The sequence below is a fragment of the Serratia sp. NGAS9 genome (assembly GCF_009905295.1).
Lineage (GTDB): Bacteria > Pseudomonadota > Gammaproteobacteria > Enterobacterales > Enterobacteriaceae > Serratia > Serratia bockelmannii.
Window position 1 is genome coordinate 1,788,988 of record NZ_CP047605.1, and the last position, 18,441, is coordinate 1,807,428.

At 59.6% G+C, this 18,441-nt stretch carries 17 protein-coding genes; 8 read left to right on the forward strand and 9 right to left on the reverse strand.

Annotation, left to right across the window (positions count from 1 at the left end):
• Positions 1 to 37 precede the first annotated feature (37 nt).
• The 5 genes from ssuB to ssuE are packed head-to-tail and all read right to left on the reverse strand — an operon-like array spanning position 38 to position 4,350.
• On the reverse strand, positions 38 to 811 hold the full coding sequence (gene ssuB / locus GUC32_RS08580; protein WP_025302296.1) for an aliphatic sulfonates ABC transporter ATP-binding protein: 774 nt from the start codon (positions 809 to 811) through the stop codon (positions 38 to 40).
• Positions 808 to 1,602: an aliphatic sulfonate ABC transporter permease SsuC gene (gene ssuC, locus GUC32_RS08585; protein ID WP_049204257.1), complete on the reverse strand. Its 795-nt coding sequence runs from the start codon at positions 1,600 to 1,602 to the stop codon at positions 808 to 810. The genes ssuB and ssuC overlap by 4 nt, the downstream gene beginning before the upstream one ends.
• An 11-nt stretch (positions 1,603 to 1,613) precedes the next feature.
• Entirely contained in the window at positions 1,614 to 2,762 is a 1,149-nt protein-coding gene (gene ssuD, locus GUC32_RS08590) for an FMNH2-dependent alkanesulfonate monooxygenase (RefSeq protein WP_060447461.1), read from the reverse strand.
• A 19-nt stretch (positions 2,763 to 2,781) separates the two neighbouring features.
• Positions 2,782 to 3,747 carry a sulfonate ABC transporter substrate-binding protein gene (locus tag GUC32_RS08595; RefSeq protein ID WP_369435681.1) on the reverse strand — a complete coding sequence of 322 codons (966 nt, stop codon included), beginning with the start codon at positions 3,745 to 3,747 and terminating at the stop codon, positions 2,782 to 2,784.
• A gap of 24 nt (positions 3,748 to 3,771) precedes the next feature.
• Complete coding sequence (gene ssuE / locus GUC32_RS08600; protein WP_043137622.1) at positions 3,772 to 4,350, reverse strand: NADPH-dependent FMN reductase; 579 nt, start codon at positions 4,348 to 4,350, stop codon at positions 3,772 to 3,774.
• A gap of 258 nt (positions 4,351 to 4,608) precedes the next feature.
• Here ssuE and pyrD point away from each other — a divergent pair, with 258 nt between their 5' ends.
• Complete coding sequence (gene pyrD / locus GUC32_RS08605; RefSeq protein WP_019454516.1) at positions 4,609 to 5,619, forward strand: quinone-dependent dihydroorotate dehydrogenase; 1,011 nt, start codon at positions 4,609 to 4,611, stop codon at positions 5,617 to 5,619.
• 176 nt (positions 5,620 to 5,795) lie between these two features.
• Positions 5,796 to 6,344 (forward strand): cell division protein ZapC, encoded by a 549-nt coding sequence (locus GUC32_RS08610; protein ID WP_004928171.1) that lies wholly within the window; start codon positions 5,796 to 5,798, stop codon positions 6,342 to 6,344.
• Positions 6,345 to 6,350: 6 nt separating this feature from the next.
• Here the strand turns inward: GUC32_RS08610 and GUC32_RS08615 are convergent, their stop codons facing one another.
• Entirely contained in the window at positions 6,351 to 7,454 is a 1,104-nt protein-coding gene (locus GUC32_RS08615) for a YcbX family protein (protein ID WP_016928298.1), read from the reverse strand.
• A gap of 103 nt (positions 7,455 to 7,557) precedes the next feature.
• Here GUC32_RS08615 and rlmKL point away from each other — a divergent pair, with 103 nt between their 5' ends.
• The 6 genes from rlmKL to rmf all read left to right on the forward strand — a co-directional run bounded on the left by rlmKL (position 7,558) and on the right by rmf (position 15,615).
• Complete coding sequence (gene rlmKL, locus GUC32_RS08620) at positions 7,558 to 9,684, forward strand: bifunctional 23S rRNA (guanine(2069)-N(7))-methyltransferase RlmK/23S rRNA (guanine(2445)-N(2))-methyltransferase RlmL (RefSeq protein ID WP_025302302.1); 2,127 nt, start codon at positions 7,558 to 7,560, stop codon at positions 9,682 to 9,684.
• A gap of 5 nt (positions 9,685 to 9,689) precedes the next feature.
• Positions 9,690 to 11,594: an ABC transporter ATP-binding protein gene (locus GUC32_RS08625; protein ID WP_060421706.1), complete on the forward strand. Its 1,905-nt coding sequence runs from the start codon at positions 9,690 to 9,692 to the stop codon at positions 11,592 to 11,594.
• A 145-nt stretch (positions 11,595 to 11,739) separates the two neighbouring features.
• A complete protein-coding gene (gene pqiA / locus GUC32_RS08630; RefSeq protein WP_260677722.1) occupies positions 11,740 to 12,984 on the forward strand; it encodes a membrane integrity-associated transporter subunit PqiA in 1,245 nt (414 codons plus the stop codon).
• Complete coding sequence (pqiB, locus tag GUC32_RS08635) at positions 12,971 to 14,617, forward strand: intermembrane transport protein PqiB (RefSeq protein ID WP_369435682.1); 1,647 nt, start codon at positions 12,971 to 12,973, stop codon at positions 14,615 to 14,617. The genes pqiA and pqiB overlap by 14 nt, the downstream gene beginning before the upstream one ends.
• On the forward strand, positions 14,614 to 15,174 hold the full coding sequence (gene pqiC / locus GUC32_RS08640) for a membrane integrity-associated transporter subunit PqiC (protein ID WP_043137613.1): 561 nt from the start codon (positions 14,614 to 14,616) through the stop codon (positions 15,172 to 15,174). The genes pqiB and pqiC overlap by 4 nt, the downstream gene beginning before the upstream one ends.
• 270 nt (positions 15,175 to 15,444) lie before the next feature.
• A complete protein-coding gene (gene rmf, locus GUC32_RS08645) occupies positions 15,445 to 15,615 on the forward strand; it encodes a ribosome modulation factor (RefSeq protein WP_004928150.1) in 171 nt (56 codons plus the stop codon).
• Between the two features lie 64 nt (positions 15,616 to 15,679).
• On the opposite strand, the gene fabF is transcribed toward rmf, so the two are convergent.
• The 3 genes from fabF to fabA form a co-directional block, all read right to left on the reverse strand.
• The gene (gene fabF / locus GUC32_RS08650; protein ID WP_025302307.1) at positions 15,680 to 16,957 is read right to left on the reverse strand and encodes a beta-ketoacyl-ACP synthase II; all 1,278 of its coding nucleotides are present in this window, start codon (positions 16,955 to 16,957) and stop codon (positions 15,680 to 15,682) included.
• Positions 16,954 to 17,481 (reverse strand): helix-turn-helix domain-containing protein, encoded by a 528-nt coding sequence (locus tag GUC32_RS08655; protein WP_025302308.1) that lies wholly within the window; start codon positions 17,479 to 17,481, stop codon positions 16,954 to 16,956. Before GUC32_RS08655 ends, fabF begins: the two co-directional genes overlap by 4 nt.
• Positions 17,482 to 17,881: 400 nt before the next feature.
• On the reverse strand, positions 17,882 to 18,400 hold the full coding sequence (gene fabA, locus GUC32_RS08660; protein ID WP_004928144.1) for a bifunctional 3-hydroxydecanoyl-ACP dehydratase/trans-2-decenoyl-ACP isomerase: 519 nt from the start codon (positions 18,398 to 18,400) through the stop codon (positions 17,882 to 17,884).
• Positions 18,401 to 18,441: the final 41 nt, after the last annotated feature.

Below are 18,441 nucleotides of genomic sequence, written 5' to 3' on the forward strand. Positions count from 1 at the left end.
ATAGATAAGGGACGGCCTGCGCCGTCCCTTTTTTCGTTCAATTCGCCGCCTGGCGTGAGCTGGCCGCGGTGACCGGCGGCGATAATACCCGCTCCAGCACTTCAGCTTCCAGTTCCGCCAGCCTGGCCGAACCTTTGCGGCGTGGCCGCGGCAGATCGATGCTCAGATCCAGTCCGATGTGGCCCTCTTCAATCAGGATCACCCGATCCGCCAGCGTGATGGCTTCACTGACGTCGTGCGTCACCAGCAGTACGGTAAAACCGTGCTGCTGCCACAGTGTCTCTATCAGCCCTTGCATCTCGATGCGCGTCAGGGCATCCAGCGCCCCGAGCGGTTCGTCCAGCAGCAGCAGGCGGGGGCGGTGGATCAGCGCGCGCGCCAGGGCGACCCGCTGCTTTTGTCCACCGGACAGCGCCGCCGGCCAGTCGCGGGCGCGATCCGCCAAACCGACCGCGTCCAGTGCCTGCAGCGCCGCGTCGTGCCAGTGGCCGCGCAGCCCCAGGCCCACGTTGTCGATCACCGTTTTCCACGGCAGCAGGCGCGCATCCTGAAACATCAACCGGGTATCCTCTTTGGCGGCGGCAAGCGGCGCGTTGCCGCTGAGCAGCGCGCCGCTGCTGGCCTGTTCCAGGCCGGCTAACAGGCGCAGCAGGGTGCTCTTGCCGCAGCCGCTGCGGCCGACCACCGCCACGAACTGCCCGGCGGAAATGCGCAGCTGAATATTGTCCAGCACGGTGCGGTTGCCGTAACGTTTGCCGATGGATTCCAGCGTCACCGGCGTGCCTTGGGCAAGGCGAGCGGGAAGGGTCATAGCGCTTCTCCCTGTTTCAGTTGATAGGCCGGATGCCAGCGTAACCAGACGCGCTCTAGCAGCTGCGCGCCCACGTCCGCCAGCTTGCCGAGCAGGGCGTACAGCACGATCGCCACTACCACCACGTCGGTTTGCAGAAATTCACGCGCGTTCATCGCCAGGTAGCCGATGCCCGAATTGGCCGAGATGGTTTCGGCGACGATCAGCGTCAGCCACATGAAGCCGAGAGCGAAACGCACGCCGACCATAATCGACGGCAGCGCGCCTGGCAGCACCACCTGTGTAAACAGGCGGAAACCGCTCAGACCGTAGCTGCGGGCCATCTCCAGCAGGCCGCGATCGATGTTTTTGATGCCGTGATAGGTATTGAGATAAATCGGGAACAGCGTACCGAGCGCCACCAAAAAGATCTTGGCGGACTCATCGATGCCGAACCACAGGATCACCAGCGGGATCAGCGCCAGGTGCGGCACGTTGCGGATCATTTGCACCGAGCTGTCCAACAGACGTTCGCCCCAGTGCGACAACCCGGTAATAAAACCGAGGATCAGTCCGATGCTGCCGCCGATGGCAAAGCCGATCAACGCGCGCTGGCTACTGATGCTCAGGTGCTGCCACAGCTCGCCGCTTTGGCTCAGGCGCCAGAAGGCGGCGAGCACCGCGCTCGGCGCCGGCAAAATGCGGTTGGACAGCCAGCCAGTTTCGACGGCGATTTGCCAGAGGATCACCAGCGCCAACGGCAGCGCCCAGGGAGCCAGCCGATACAGGATGCGTTGTACGTTATTTGCCATCGGGGTGCTCCTCAGCTCTGCGACACTTTTTGCGGAACATAAATGTTGGCCACCACTTCGCCCTGCGGGCGCACCGGCTGAAGGCGCGCAGGCGTTTCTTCCTGCGCCAGATCGAGGTGAGGGAACAGCAGTTCTCCGACGCGGTAGGCCTCTTCCAGATGCGGATAGCCGGAGAGAATAAAGGTGTCGATGCCCAGATCGGCGTATTCCTGCATGCGTGCGGCGACCGTCGGGCCATCGCCCACCAGCGCGGTGCCGGCGCCGCCGCGCACCAGGCCGATGCCGGCCCACAGGTTCGGGCTGATCTCCAGGTTGTCCTTCTTGCCGCCGTGCAGCGCCGCCATGCGCCGTTGGCCGACGGAGTCGAAGCGCGCAAAGGCCTGCTGCGCGTTGGCGATGGTTTCCTCATCGAGGTGGGCGATCAGCCGATCGGCGGCGCGCCAGGCCTCTTCGGTGGTTTCCCGCACGATGACATGCAGACGGATGCCGAAACGCACCTGTCGGCCCTTCGCCGCCGCTTTGGCGCGTACTTCCTCGATCTTCTCTTTGACCTGCGCCGGCGGCTCTCCCCAGGTGAGGTACATTTCTACCTGTTCGGCGGCCAGCTCCTGCGCGGCGGCGGAGGATCCGCCGAAATAGAGCGGCGGACGCGGTTGCTGCACCGGTGGGAACAGCAGCTTGGCCCCTTTCACCTGAATATGCTTGCCGTCGAAATCGACGGTTTCGCCTTCCAGTACCCGGCGCCAGATATGAGTGAACTCGGTCGAGGCCTCGTAACGCTCTTCATGACTGAGATGTAACCCCTCCGCCGCCAGCTCTTCCGGATCGCCGCCGGTGACCAGATTGAACAGCGCGCGCCCGTTGGACAGGCGATCCAGCGTCGCCGCCTGACGCGCCGCCAGCGTAGGGGAGATGATGCCCGGCCGCAACGCGACCAAAAATTTCAGCCGCTGGGTGACCGGGATCAGCGAGGCGGCCACCAGCCAAGAGTCTTCGCAAGAGCGACCGGTGGGGATCAGCACACCGCCGAATCCCAGCCGATCCGCCGCCTGGGCGATCTGCTGCAAGTAACCGTGATCGACGCTGCGAGCGCCCTGCGCGCTGCCAAGATAGTGGCCGTCGCCATGGGTGGGTAAAAACCAGAAAACGTTCAGGCTCATCGTCAATGTTCCCCCGTATTTATTGCGCGCTTGGGCGCCAGATGCGTTGCGAGATGTCGACCTTCACCGGCACCAACCGGTTGGCGTAAAACAGGTCGGCGGTTTGCTGCTGCGCGGCGATCGTATGCGCATCTAGCGGTGTGATGGCGGTCGGAGGGCGGTGATCCAGATAGCTGGCGATCACCGGTTCCGGCAGCCCCATGGCGTTGGCCAGCAGGGTCACGCTTTGCGCCCGCTCGCTGCGGGTGAGTGCATCGGCCTGGGTTAGCACCGTCAGGACCTGGCTGATAAAGGCGCCATTGGCTTCGACATAGGGGCGCGCCGCCAGATAGAAGGAACCGGTCTGGTTCAGATCGGTGCCGTCGCCGAGCACCCGCACGCCGCCCTGCAGCAGCGCGGCGGAATAATAAGGATCCCAGATAGCCCAGGCATCGACGTTGCCCTGCTGGAATGCGGCGCGCGCATCGGCGGGCGTCAAATAGGCGGGCTGGATATCCGTAAATTTCAGTCCGGCCTTTTGCAGCGATCGCAGCAGCAGGTTATGTGAGCTGGATCCTTTCTGGAACGCGACCTTATGGCCTTTCAGATCGGCGACGGTTTTGATCGGGCTATTTTCCGGCACCAGGATTACTTCGGCCTTCGGTTTGGGCGGCTCAACGCCGACATACAGCAGATCCGCGCCGGCGGCCTGCGCAAAGATCGGCGGAATATCACCGGTGCTGCCCAGATCGATGCTGCCGACGTTCAAGGCCTCCAGCATCTGCGGGCCGGCGGGAAATTCAATCCAACTGATGCGGGTGGCGGGGAAGCGTTCCTCCAGCAGCCGGTGGCTTTTCGCCAGCACCAGACTCACCGATCCTTTCTGGTAACCGATGCGAAATTGCGCCGGATCCTGCGCGACGGCGGCGTTGGCCCAGACCAGCGGCAGCAGGCCGGTGAAGGCCGCGGCGCTCAGCCAACGTCGCAAAGCGTTGCGTTGTTTCATTCAGGCCCTCCTTTTCCAGGCATGTCAGGCGGTTTGACGCGCCGTCAGCGGCGAGGCGACGCGCAGCGCGGGCGGTTTGCGGCGGCCAAGCGCCAAATAGAAACTGGCGAGCGCCTCTTCCAACCGGGCGGCCACGGCGTCGGTGAGCGTGGCGCTTTCGCCGGTCAGTTGGATCTGGCTGTCGTCGGCGAACACGCCGTGCAGCACCTCTTGCGCTTTCAGCGCCGCCAGCACCGGTTTCAGCGCATAGTCCACCGCCAGCATGTGACCGACGGAACCGCCGGTCGCCAGCGGCAGCACCACCTTATGATCCAGCGCGCGTTCCGGCAGCAGGTCCAGCAGGGTTTTCAGCGCGCCGGAGAACGACGCTTTATAAACCGGCGTGGAAATCAGCAGGCCGTCGGCCTGCGCCAGCTGCTCGGCAAACGCCTTGATCGCCGGACTGTTGAAGTTGGCGTACAGCAGGTCTTCGGCGTCAAAGTCGTGCAGGGTATAGGCCGTCACTTCCACCCCTTGCTGCCTCAGCCAGTTCTGACTCAGCGAGAGCAGCGCGGCGGAACGTGATGGGATACGTGGGCTACCGGCCAGTGATATAACGCGCATTGCCACTCCTTATAACTAAAAGTTAGGTTTAATTAGAAAATCAATGGGAAGTGTTTTAAACCTACCAGCAACCGGGCGCGTTGTTTAAATCTCATTTTTTGATTTGGATATGCGCAAAAGCGGATTGGCGCCGATTTGGCGGTGAAGTGGGAAAACGATTGCGTAAAAACGGCTTTTTTTGCCTTTAATCAATTCCAATTAGGCGGGGGATACCGGATAATACGCCCCCGGTTTGCAACCGGGAAATCAGGAGAGTCCATGTACTACCCCCTCATCAGGAAAGCGTTGTTCCAGCTCGATCCGGAGCGCGCGCACGAAGTGACCTTTCGTCAGCTCAGCCGTATTACCGGCACCCCATTAGCGTTTCTTGTCCGTCAGTCCGTGCCGACCAAACCGGTCAGCTGCATGGGGCTGTCGTTTAAAAACCCGCTGGGATTGGCCGCCGGTCTGGATAAAAACGGCGAATGCATCGATGCGTTCGGCGCGATGGGCTTCGGCCATGTGGAAGTCGGCACCGTGACGCCGCGTCCGCAACCGGGCAACGACAAGCCGCGCTTGTTCCGCGTGGTTGAGGCGGAAGGCCTGATTAACCGCATGGGGTTCAATAACCATGGCGTGGACAATCTGGTTGAAAACGTTAAGAAATCCCATTTCGGCGGCATTCTTGGGATCAATATCGGCAAGAATAAAGACACGCCGGTCGAGCAGGGAAAAGACGATTATTTGATCTGCATGGATAAAGTTTATCCGTATGCCGGATATATCGCGATTAACATCTCTTCACCGAATACGCCGGGGTTACGATCCTTACAGTATGGCGAAGCGTTGGACGATCTTTTGGCTGCGATTAAAAATAAGCAGCAGGAATTACATGCGCGCCATCACAAATATGTGCCGGTAGCGGTAAAGATCGCGCCGGATCTTTCTGAAGAAGAATTGATCCAAATTGCCGATAGCCTGGTGCGGCATAATATCGATGGCGTGATCGCCACCAATACCACGTTGGATCGAAAATTGATCCAAGGGCTGAATTACTGCGAACAAGCGGGTGGGTTAAGCGGGCGTCCGTTGCAATCACGCAGCACCGAAGTGATCCGTCGCCTCTCCACCGAACTGCAGGGGCGCTTGCCGATTATTGGCGTAGGCGGCATTGATTCGCTGACGGCGGCGCGCGAAAAAATGGAGGCCGGCGCGAGCCTGCTGCAAATTTATTCCGGATTTATCTATCACGGCCCGCGTTTGATTAAAGATATCGTTACCCATATCTAATATTTTTCCTCTCATTTTATTCCGGGGGTTTATTTCTGCCCCCGGCTCGTCTATATTTTGTTCGTTAGCATAAATATCGTTCGCGGAATTATCCGATGTTTAAGCTATTTTATCGGTGATAAAATCGCCTTTTAGGGTGAGTGCGGCATTGGCATAGGCAGCGAGAAGGATACGAAATGAAGATAAAACCTGACGATAATTGGCGTTGGTATTTTGATGCCGAACACGATCGGCTAATGCTGGATTTAGCTAATGGTATGATCTTTCGTTCACGTTTCCCGGCCAAAATGTTAACGCCGGACGCCTTTGATGAATGCGCTTTTTGCGTGGATGACGCCGCCCTTTATTTCACCTATGAAGAACAGTGCAAGCAGGTCAAGCTGAGCCATGAACAGCGCGCCGAGCTGGTGTTGAATGCGCTGGTCGCCTATCGCTTCCTGAAACCGCTGATGCCAAAGAGCTGGCATTTCTCGCAGCAGCATTACCCGCTGCAGCCGAAAAATGGCGAGCTGGCGGCGGTGAAAGTGATGGAGAGCGGCGCGGAAGCGCGCCTGCTGGTGGTGGAGGCCGGGGATAACGCCAGCCTGTGCCTGCTGGCGCAAAATCAGCTGACGGTCGCTGGCCGTACCATGGTATTGGGTGACGCCATCAAGGTGATGCACGATCGGCTGAAACCCTGCGCGCAGGATGAAAGCGCCGCCCCGGCTTACGACAGGGCGGTATAAGGCGGATTACGCCAACGTCAAATCACTTTTCGGGATGCAGCTGCAGCACAGGATGGTGCCGTTGTCGCCCAGCGCGCTTTTCTTCAGGGGCGCGACTTCACCGCTCAACAACGTAATGCGGCAGCTGCCGCAAATCCCAGCGCGGCAGGAGTAAGGTACGCGGATGCCTTGCTGTTCCAACTGCTCGAGCAGGATCTGCTGGTTATTGCCGGTAAACACCTTGCCTTCATATTCGATCGTGACACTGTGCGCGCTGTCTTGTGGCGCCTGTACGCTCTCCACCACTTTCCCTGCGCCATAAGGGCGCGGCGGCTTGGTCGACAGCACTTCCACCGTATCGCCCACGCGAATGATGCCGCTGTTGCGCGCGATCATATTCTGGCCAAAATCGATGTCGCCGTTGTCGGCGGAGCGGAATTTTTGCAGCGTGCTGAGCGGTTCGCCGCTCGGGTGCTTGCGGCCACGCTCGGTGCTGACGGTGGTAAGCACGCAGCGGCTGCAGGGTTTCACCAGATCGAACATCACGTCACCGACGCGGATCACCTGCCAGCCGTCTTCGGCCCAGGCGGTGGCGCCGCTCACCACCAGATTGGGGCGGAACTGCTCTAGCTTGATGCTGCCGGGGCAGCGCTGTTGCAGATCGTTGAACGAAGCCTGGTTAATCAGCAGATAAGGGTAGCCGTCGGCAAACGTCAGCGGGATTTCAGGGTGTTTCTTGACCCGGCGGGTCAGCTCCGGCCCCAGCCAGCGCAGCTGCACGTCGCGCTGGAAATAGCCGCTCAGCCAGCGGTTGATCTCATCTGGCGCAGTCAGCGCGGTGAAATGGTTGCCCCATACCTCGGTCGGCTGCGGCGCGGCGGCGAAGTCGCTGAAGCGAATGGCGGCGCTTTCACCGTCCGGCGCGGTCAGAAACAGCCCATCCGGCAACAGCGCCGGCGTGAACAACACCATCTGCGGATATTGGCGCGCGGTAATAAAGGTGCCGTCCGGCTCGGTGATCATAAAGTTGCGGTCGAAGGCCAGACCGCTGCTGCCGACCTGGGCGTAAGAAAGCTGCAGGCCGCGCAGTGATTTAACCGGATGAACGTAGAGTTTGGAAAGCGTGATCACCCTTATCTCCGTGCGATGATTAAATAGAAGGGAGCAACTTTATGACAAGCGGTGCGGATTAGCTATAATGCGCAACAATTTTCTTTTTGGTGATAAGTACGATATGAACTCTCTGTTTGCCAGCACGGCGCGTGGATTGGAAGAACTGTTAAAAAGCGAGCTGGAAGCGCTTGGCGCTCACGACTGCAAAGTGGTGCAGGGCGGGGTACATTTTCAGGGTGACGATCGTCTTCTGTACCAAAGCCTGCTGTGGAGCCGCCTGGCTTCGCGCATTCTGTTGCCGCTGAACGAATTCCGCGTGCACAGCGACCTGGATCTGTACCTTGGGGTGCAGGCGATCGACTGGCCGAGCATTTTTGGCGTGGATAAAACTTTTGCCGTGCATTTCAGCGGCGTGAACGAAGAGATCCGCAACAGCCAATATGGCGCGCTGAAGGTGAAAGACGCCATCGTCGACAGCTTCACCCGTAAACTTGACCAACGCCCGACGGTTGCCAAGCAGCAGCCGGATATTCGCGTTAACGTCTTCCTGCAACGCGATATGGCCAGCGTGGCGCTCGATCTGAGCGGCGAAGGCCTGCACCAGCGCGGCTACCGCGATCTCACCGGCCAGGCGCCGCTGAAGGAAAACCTGGCGGCCGCCATCGTGCTGCGCTCCGGCTGGCAGCCGGGCACGCCGATGCTCGATCCGATGTGCGGCTCCGGCACGCTGTTGATCGAAGCGGCGATGATCGCCGCCGATCGCGCGCCGGGTCTTCACCGTCAACACTGGGGATTCAGCGCCTGGAATGGTCACAACGCCGAACTGTGGCGTGAGGTCACCACCGAAGCACAGGTTCGTGCCCGCCGCGGTCTGCAGGAAACCGCCTCTCGCTTCTTCGGTTCCGATATCGATCGCCGGGTGATTGAGATGGCGCGCGGCAACGCCCGCCGCGCCGGCGTCGCCGAACTGATCACCTTCAACGTCGGCGACGTCGCGCGGTTGACCAACCCGCTGCCGGAAGGCCCGCACGGTACCGTGATCAGCAACCCGCCGTATGGCGAGCGTCTGGAAAGCGAACCGGCGCTGATCGCGCTGCACAACATGCTGGGCCGCGTGATGAAAAGCGCCTTCGGCGGTTGGCAGCTGTCGCTGTTCAGCGCCTCACCGGAGCTGTTGAGCTGCCTGCAGCTGCGCGCCGAGCGCCAGTTTAAGGCGAAGAACGGCCCGCTGGAGTGCGTGCAGAAAAATTATCAGCTGGCGGCAAGCCCGGCCGGTGCCGCTACCGGCGGCGTGCAGGTGGCGGAAGATTTCGCCAACCGTCTGCGCAAGAATTTGAAGAAGCTCGACAAGTGGGCGAAGCAACAAGGCATTGAATGCTACCGCCTGTACGATGCCGATCTGCCAGAATACAACGTCGCGGTGGACCGCTACGGCAGCAAGGTGGTGGTGCAGGAGTATGCGCCGCCGAAAACCGTCGATGCACAGAAAGCGCGTCAGCGCCTGTTCGATGTGATCAACGCGACGCTGGCGGTGCTGGAGCTGCCGTCGAATCAGCTGATCCTGAAAACGCGCGAGCGGCAGAAGGGCAAAAACCAGTACGAGAAACTGGCGCAGAAGGGCGAGTTCCTGCTGGTGGAAGAGTATAACGCCAAGCTGTGGGTCAACCTGACCGACTATCTCGATACCGGCTTGTTCCTCGATCACCGCATCGCGCGCCGTATGCTGGGCGAGATGAGCAATGGCAAGGACTTCCTCAACCTGTTCGCCTATACCGGCACCGCCAGCGTGCATGCCGGGCTGGGCGGCGCGCGCAGCACCACCACGGTGGACATGTCGCGCACCTATCTGGAATGGGCGGAGAAGAACCTGCGCGCCAACGGCCTGACCGGCCGTCAGCATCGATTGATCCAGGCCGACTGCCTGTCGTGGTTGAGCAACGCCAACGAACAGTTCGACGTGATCTTCATCGATCCGCCGACCTTCTCCAACTCCAAGCGGATGGAGAACACCTTTGACGTGCAGCGCGATCACCTGGCGCTGATGAAAGATTTGAAACGGTTGCTGCGCCGCAACGGGACCATCATGTTCTCGAACAACAAGCGCGGTTTCCAAATGGATATGGCAGGGCTGAGTGCGCTGGGCCTGGAGGCGAAAGAGATCACCGCCAAGACGCTGTCGCAGGACTTTGCCCGTAACCGTCAGATCCACAACTGCTGGCTGGTGACTCACGCCGGCGAAGGAAAATAATTACTATGTCGTTAATCAGCATGTCCGGCGCCTGGCTTTCTTTCAGCGATGCGCCACTGTTAGACAACACCGAAATTCATATCGAAGACAACGAGCGCGTGTGTCTGGTGGGGCGCAACGGCGCCGGTAAATCTACGCTGCTGAAGATCCTCGGCAAAGAGATCCCGCTGGATGACGGCCGGGTGATCTACGAACAGGATCTGATCGTGGCGCGCCTGCAACAGGATCCGCCGCGCAATATCGGCGGCAGCGTGTTCGACTTCGTGGCGGAAGGCGTTGCGGAGCAGGCAGAACACCTGAAGGCGTATCATGCGATTTCCCACCTGGTGGAGAGCGATCCGAGCGAGAAAAACCTGGCGCGCATGGCGCAAATCATGGAGATCCTCGATCACCAGGGACTCTGGCAGCTCGACAGCCGCATCAGCGAAGTGCTGCTGCAGCTGGGGTTGAACGGCGACGCAGAACTTTCCTCGCTGTCCGGCGGCTGGCTGCGTAAAGCGGCGCTGGGCCGTGCGCTGGTGAGCTCGCCGCGCGTATTGTTGCTCGACGAACCGACCAACCACCTGGATATCGAAACCATCGACTGGCTGGAAGGTTTCCTGAAAGAGTTCGACGGCAGCATCGTCTTCATCTCGCACGACCGTTCGTTTATCCGCAACATGGCGACGCGCATCGTCGATCTGGATCGCGGTAAGCTAGTTTCCTGGCCGGGCAACTACGATCTGTACCTGCAGAGCAAAGAAGAAGCGCTGCGGGTGGAAGAGCTGCAAAACGCCGAGTTCGATCGCAAGCTGGCGCAGGAAGAGGTCTGGATCCGTCAGGGCATCAAAGCGCGCCGTACCCGTAACGAGGGCCGCGTGCGTGCGCTGAAGGCGCTGCGCGTCGAGCGTTCAGAGCGCCGTGAAGTGATGGGCACCGCCAAGATGCAGGTGGAAGAGGCGACCCGCTCCGGCAAAATCGTATTCGAGCTGGAAGACGTCAATTATCAGGTTGGCGAAAAAGTGCTGGTGCGCGGTTTCTCCGCTCAGGTGCAGCGCGGCGACAAGATTGCGCTGGTGGGGCCGAACGGCTGTGGCAAAACCACGCTGCTGAAACTGATGCTCGGTCAGCTGAAAGCCGACAGCGGCCGCGTGCACTGCGGCACCAAGCTGGAAGTGGCTTATTTCGACCAGCACCGCGCCGATCTCGATCCGGAGCGCACGGTAATGGACAACCTGGCGGAAGGCAAACAGGAAGTGATGGTCAACGGCCGCCCTCGCCACGTCTTGGGCTACCTGCAGGACTTCCTGTTCCACCCGAAGCGTGCGATGACGCCGGTGAAGGCGCTGTCGGGCGGTGAGCGTAACCGCCTGCTGTTGGCTAAGCTGTTTCTGAAACCGAGCAATCTGCTGATCCTCGATGAACCAACCAACGATCTCGACGTCGAAACGCTGGAGTTGCTGGAAGAGCTGATCGACGGCTATCAGGGCACCGTGCTGCTGGTTAGCCACGATCGTCAGTTCGTCGACAACTCGGTGACCGAGTGCTGGATCTTCGAAGGCAATGGCGTGATCAACGCCTTCGTCGGCGGTTACTACGATGCGCATCACCAGCGCGCCACGGCGAAACCGATTCGTCAGGCGGCGCCGAGCGCGAGCAAACCGGCGGCGGAGAAAAAGGCCGAACAGCCGAAGAAAGCGGCGGCGAAGCTGAGTTACAACCTGCTGCGCGAACTGGAACAGTTGCCGCAGCGGCTCGAACAGCTGGAGGCGGAAATCGAAGCGTTGCAGGCGCAAATGAGCGATGCCGACTTCTTCACGCGGCCGCACAGCGAAACACAGCAAGTGCTGACGGCGCTGGCTAACGCCGAGCAGGCGCTCGAGCAGGCCTTCGCCCGTTGGGAAGAGCTGGAAGCGATGAAAAACGGCTGACCGTTGCGATACCGCCCGCGCGCTGCTGCGGGCGGTATCGACGTGCCGGTGAGCAACGTTATTGAGGAGGAATATGGTGTGTTCCCACAACAATCATCAGCAGCATAGTCATTCCGCACCCTCGGCGGCGCAGCAGGATAACCTGATGCTGTGCCCGCAGTGCGACATGCTGGTGGCGCTACCGCCGCTGGCCTATGGCAGCAAAGCGGTATGCCCGCGCTGCAAAACCACGCTCAGCTCCCGCTGGGACGAACCGCGCAAGCGGCCGATCGGTTACGCGCTCAGTGCCTTGTTCATGCTGGTGCTGGCCAACATTTTCCCGTTTATCAATATGCGCGTCGCCGGTCTCGGCAATGAAATCCGGCTGATTCAAATCCCGGAAGTGATGGTGGCGGAAGACTACGCCAGCATGGCCACGCTGTTTATGGTGTTCGTGCAGCTGATCCCGGCGTTTTGCATGCTGGCGATCATTCTGCTGTGCGCCAAAGTGCGCTTGCCGCTGGGGCTCAAAGAGTGGATGGCCCGGGTGCTGTTCCAGTTCAAAACCTGGTGCATGGTGGAAATTTTCCTCGCCGGGGTGCTGGTCAGCTTCGTCAAGCTGATGGCTTATGGCGATATCGGTATCGGCAGCAGCTTCGTGCCTTATTGCCTGTTCTGCCTGCTGCAGGTGCGCGCTTTCCAATGCGTGGATCGGCGCTGGCTGTGGCAGGACATCGAACCGGCGCCGCGTCTCGATCGCCCGCTGACGGTGGGGCGTACCGGCATGCGACAGGGCGTGCGCTCCTGCGCCTGCTGCACGGCGATCTTGCCGGCTAACCAGGTGCGCTGCCCGCGCTGCCACACCAACGGCTACGTGCGTCGCCGCCACAGCTTGCAATGGACGCTGGCGCTGCTGGTGACCTCCATCATGCTGTATATCCCGGCCAACCTGATGCCCATCATGGTGACCGAGGCGCTGGGTAACAAAATGAACTCCACCATCATGGCGGGGGTGATCCTGCTGTGGGGGGATGGCTCTTATCCGGTGGCGATGGTGATTTTCATCGCCAGTATCATGGTGCCGTCGCTGAAAATGCTGGCGATCGGCTGGCTGTGCTGGGACGCCAACGGCAGGAAGAAACCGCGCGCCGACAGCGAGCGCATGCACCTGATTTATGAAGTGGTCGAGTTCGTTGGCCGCTGGTCAATGATCGACGTGTTTGTGATCGCCGTATTGTCGGCGCTGGTGCGAATGGGGCAGTTGATGAGTATTTATCCCGCGACGGGCGCCGTGCTGTTCGCGCTGGTGGTGATCCTCACCATGTTCGCCGCCATGACATTTGATCCCCGGCTGACCTGGGATCGCGCAAGTGAAACAATCAACAAGGAGCCGCAAGGTGACGGAAAATAATCATAGCGTCGCGGGCGTCGAGAAGATCAAACGCTGGTCGCCGGTGTGGATCATTCCCATCGTGACCGCGCTGATCGGCGCCTGGATCCTGTTTTACCACTTTAGCCATCAGGGGCCGGTAGTGACGCTGGTGACTACGACGGCGGAAGGGCTGGAAGCGGGTAAAACCAAAATCAAAAGCCGCAGCGTTGACGTCGGCGTGGTGGAAACCGTCACGTTGAGCGATGACCTGAGCAAGGTGATGGTGCAGGCGCGTCTTAATTCCGGCATGGAGAAATTGCTGCGCCAGGATTCCGCCTTCTGGGTGGTGAAGCCGCAGATCGGCCGTGAAGGCGTTTCCGGGTTGGGGACGCTGCTCTCCGGCGCCTATATCGAACTGCAGCCGGGCAACAAGGGCAAAGACGGTAAAGACAACTACCAGCTGCTCGACGCGCCACCGCTGGCCTCTCCGGATGCCAAAGGGCTGCGTATCGTGCTGGACAGCGAGAAATCAGGCCAGCTTAACGCCGGCGATCCGGTGCTGTTCCGCGGTTATCGCGTCGGGTCGGTGGAAACCAGCTATTTCGATCCTAAAGCGCGCGCCATGCGCTATCAGCTGTTCATCACCGCGCCTTACGATCAGTTGGTCACCACCAACGTGCGCTTCTGGAAAGACAGCGGCGTGGCGTTTGACATGTCGGCGCAGGGCATGCGGGTAGAGATGGGATCATTGACCACGCTGTTCAGCGGCGGCGTCAGCTTCGACGTGCCGGACGGCTGGGATCGCGGCGAACTGGCGAAAGAGAAGGCGGAGTACCAGCTGTTCGACAACCAGCGCAGCACGCAGGATTCGCTGTATACCGTGCATAAGGATTACCTGCTGTTCTTCTCCGACTCGGTACGCGGCCTGCAGCCGGGCGCGCCAGTCGAGTTCCGCGGCATCCGTCTGGGTACGGTGGCGCAGGTGCCGTTCTATAAAGACGGCATGGCGCAGCGTCTGGATAATGATTACCGCATTCCGGTGCTGATCCGCATCGAGCCGGATCGCTTCCAGAAACAGCTGGGCGGCAACTTCGATATCGAAGGGCACTTGAAAGACGCCGAGTCCCGCGGCATGCGCGCCTCGATGAAGTCCGCCAACCTGCTGACCGGTTCGCTGTATATCGATCTCGACTTCTATCCGCAGGAGAAACCGTGGAAAGGGCCGCGCGAGCTGTTTGGTTATCCGCTGATGCCAACCACCAGCGGCGGTCTGGCGCAGATCCAGCAGAAACTGATGCAGACGCTGGACAAGATCAACGCGATGCCGATCAATCCGATGATCAACGAGGCGACCAAGACGCTGGCGGAAAGTCAGAAAACCATGAAGTCGACGCAGCAGACCATGAAGTCGTTGAACGACATCATCGCCAGCAAAGAGATGCAGGCGCTGCCGCAGGACATGCAGAAAACGCTGCTGGAGTTGAACCGCAGCATGAAAGGGTTCCAGCCAGGTTCGCCGGCTTACAACAAGATGGTGGGCGACATGCAGCGCCTCGATCAGGTCTTGCGTGAGCTGCAACCGGTGTTGCGCACCCTGAATGAGAAGAGTAACGCGCTGGTGTTTGAAGCCGCCGGCAGTAATGACCCTCAGCCGAAGAAGGCCACGAAATGATGAAATGGATCCCGGTAGCCCTGGCGCTGTTGCTTAGCGCCTGCAGCAGTTCGCCACAGAAGACTTACTATCAGTTGCCGGCGCTGGGCGCGCCGGCCGCGGCCAGCAGCAGCGGCGCCTCCACGCGCCAGCTGTGGCTGGAGCACGTGAGCGTGGCGGATTATCTGGCGCAGAGCGGCGTGGTGTATCAGACCAACGACGTGCAGTATGTGATAGCCCAGAACAACCTGTGGGCCAGCCCGCTCGACCAGCAGCTGCAGCAAACGCTGGTCACCAACCTGAGCAGCGCGCTGCCGGGTTGGGTGGTCTCTTCGCAGCCGATGAGCAGCGATCAGGATGTGCTGAACGTGACCATCAGCGGCTTCCACGGCCGTTTTGACGGCAAGGCGATCATTCGCGGCGAGTGGGTGCTGAACCGCCAGGGGCGCTTGATCAAACGGCCTTTCAGCCTGGAGCTGAAACAGGGTGAAGACGGCTATGATGCCCTGGTGCGCACTCTGGCGCAGGGGTGGCAGCAGGAAGCCCAGGCTATCGCCGCACAGATGGGCGGCATTTAGTCATAATTTGGTCTAAAATCGTCTAATCCCTGTCGCCGTGGAAATTCGTTTTTTCTCGCTGGCAGGGATTTCTATTTCATTTCAATTGGTTAACTCCTTCCCCGGCAGATCAGCCACTTAGCACTTTCCTCGGGCGTAGCTCACAAATATGACATTGGCGTGAATTTTGCGCATTGATCTTCTCTTCTTTTAGCGCTATTGATTACTCGTGGCTGCGCAAAAAGCAGCCATTGTTTTCTTTCCACCAGACCAAAATGAGGGAAACGAGGCATGAAGAGACAGAAACGCGATCGTCTGGAAAGGGCGCATTCGAGAGGGTATCAGGCAGGTATTTTAGGGCGTTCCAGGGAACATTGTCCCTACCAATCATCGGTGGACGCCCGGTCTCAATGGCTGGGAGGTTGGCGAGAAGCCATGGAAGACAGGGCTGTGACCGCTTAAGCGGCTCCCTGTCAAATAAAAGGAATAACCTCCGCCCTTTGGCGGAGGTTTTTGTTTCAGGCGTTTATTTATCCTGCCAGCGCTTCAGCAAAATACTCGCATTCACGCCGCCAAAGCCGAAGCCGTTTGATAAGGCGTAGGTCATATTCATCGATTCCGCCTGTTTCGCGACCAGATGCAAGCCTGCCGCCGCCGGATCGGGGTTATCCAGATTTAGCGTGGCAGGGGCTATCTGATCGCGCAGAGCCAAGGCGGTAAAGATGGTTTCCAGCCCGCCGGCGGCGCCCAGCAGGTGCCCCGTCGCTGATTTTGTTGAGGTTACGGCGACAGTCCCGGCCGTGCCAAACAGGTGTTTGATGGCGTTGATTTCGCCCAAATCCCCTACGGGTGTCGATGTCGCGTGCGCATTTAAATGCTGTACCTCCTCGGGAACGACGTTCGCCTGCTTCAACGCGATTTTCATCGCCCGATAGGCGCCGTTGCCGTCTTCAGCGCCGGATGTCATGTGGTAGGCGTCGGCGCTGGTGCCATAGCCGACGATTTCCGCGAGCGGGGTGGCGCCGCGCGCCAGCGCGTGTTCCAGCGTTTCAATCACCAGCATGCCGGCGCCTTCCCCCATGACAAATCCGTCCCGGGCGCTGTCGAAGGGCCGAGAGGCCTGTTGCGCCAATTCGGCCGGAGCGGTGGACATGGCGCGCGCGGCGGCGAACCCGCCCAGGCTGACGGTATCTATAGCGGCTTCGGTACCGCCGCACACGGCGATATCGGCTTCATCATTGCGGATCATACGCACTGCGTCGCCAATGGCTTGCACGCCGGCGGCACAGGCGGTGACCGGCGCGCCAATCGGCCCCTTGAAGTGGTGTTTGATTGAAACGTGGCCGGCCGCCAGATTGACCAGGAATGAGGGGATGGTGAACGGCGACAGCCGTTTGGCTCCGCGGCTGTCGGTTGTGCGCACCGCCTGGGCAATCGCCGGGAAACCGCCAATACCCGAGGCAATGACGGTGGCTGTGCGCTCTTGTTTTTCGTCCGTATCGGCTATCCAGCCGGCCTGACGAATGGCTTCATCCGCCGCCGCCATAGCAAACAGGATAAAGCGGTCCATTTTCTTTTGGTCCTTGGGGGCGACGGAGGCGTCGGGGTTGAAGCCCGCTTCAGCATCTTGCGCCAGCGCCGGGACTTGTCCTCCGACCTTGACCGGTAAATCTGCAACGATCTCGTCAGGCAACGCTCGAATGCCGGATTCTCCTTTTAACAAACGTTGCCAGATGGCTTCAATACCGCACCCTAGCGGTGAAACGGCGCCCATGCCGGTAATGACGATACGACAATTGCTCATGATGGCTCCTTGGTAAATTCGGGTAAATCGGCGAGGCGCCGCTGCCGCATCAGTTCGGCGCGTTGATATATGCCATCGCTTGCCGCCGGCCCTGGCGCCAGCGTAATGAACTGCGGCGGCACCGGCTGTTGGGTATCACGATTGACCAACTGGACTTGGATCGGCCGATCGTTGCGTCCGTCGACCAACAGGGCGCTGACGTCCCCGTCGGTCAGATGATTGTTGCCCCATTGTGAGAGCGCCGCCAACACCGGGAGAAAATCGTTGCCGCGCTCAGTAAGCAGGTAGTGATAGCGCACCGGCCGCGTTTGATAACGTTCTTTATACAGAATGCCGTGGGCCACCAAATCCTTCAGGCGACGCGCCAGTAGCGTGGGTGACATACCCAGACTTTGTTGGAATTCGTCGAATTTGGACAACCCCTGAAAGGCATCACGCAGGATCAGAATGCTCCACCATTCCCCGACGCGATCTAATGAACGCGCGACGGGGCAAGGTGCATCGCTAAAGCGGGTTTTTTGCATACCTTTCTCACTAAGTACAATAATTGTAGTTACTATGCTAGTCATGTTAGAGGATCTTGAGGGGCAAGAGAATAACCGGATGCAAAAAAAGCGCTATTGCACTGATGCGGGTAGTGAGGGAGGCCGCCTTTCAGGCTGCCTATTGCTTTGGCCGCTTCGGGTAAGAATAGGGTAAAGACCTATGGGGGAAGACATTTCGGTGAAGGGCGATGAAATAAGGTACACCCAGCATCAATGCCAACGTGATGAGATATTCCATAACGCCGACGGCGGCTAAAAGAAGATGCGGATGGTCTTTGAAAGTCGGGAAGTAAGAGAAAGAAATGCCATCACGTTTCGACGTGATGGCATGCGAAGAGCGTTAGAAGAGAAGGCAGTGGCCGCCTTCCCGCCAGCGTGATTAGAATGCGGTGGTATCTTTGAACAGGCCCACTTTCAGATCGGTGGCGGTATAGATCACTTCACCGTCAACCAGCACTTCGCCATCGGCGACGCCCATGATCAGCTTGCGGGTAATGACGCGTTTGAAGTTAATACGATAGGTTACCTTCTTCGCGGTTGGCAGCACCTGGCCGGTGAACTTGACTTCACCGACGCCCAGCGCGCGGCCTTTGCCTTCGCCACCCAGCCAACCGAGGTAGAAACCGACCAGCTGCCACATCGCATCCAGGCCCAGGCAGCCAGGCATGACCGGATCGCCGATAAAGTGGCAACCGAAGAACCATAGGTCCGGATTAATATCCAGCTCCGCTTCCACATAACCTTTGTTGTGAGTCCCGCCGTCTTCGGTCATTTTGACCACGCGGTCCATCATCAACATGTTACCCGCCGGCAACGGTGGGCCACCGGCGCCGAACAGCTCGCCACGACCGGATGCTTCGAGGTCTTCTTTCGTATAGGAATCGCGTTTATCTACCATGTTCTCAGTAAGCCTTATTTTAATGAAGGACGCAGGTTAGC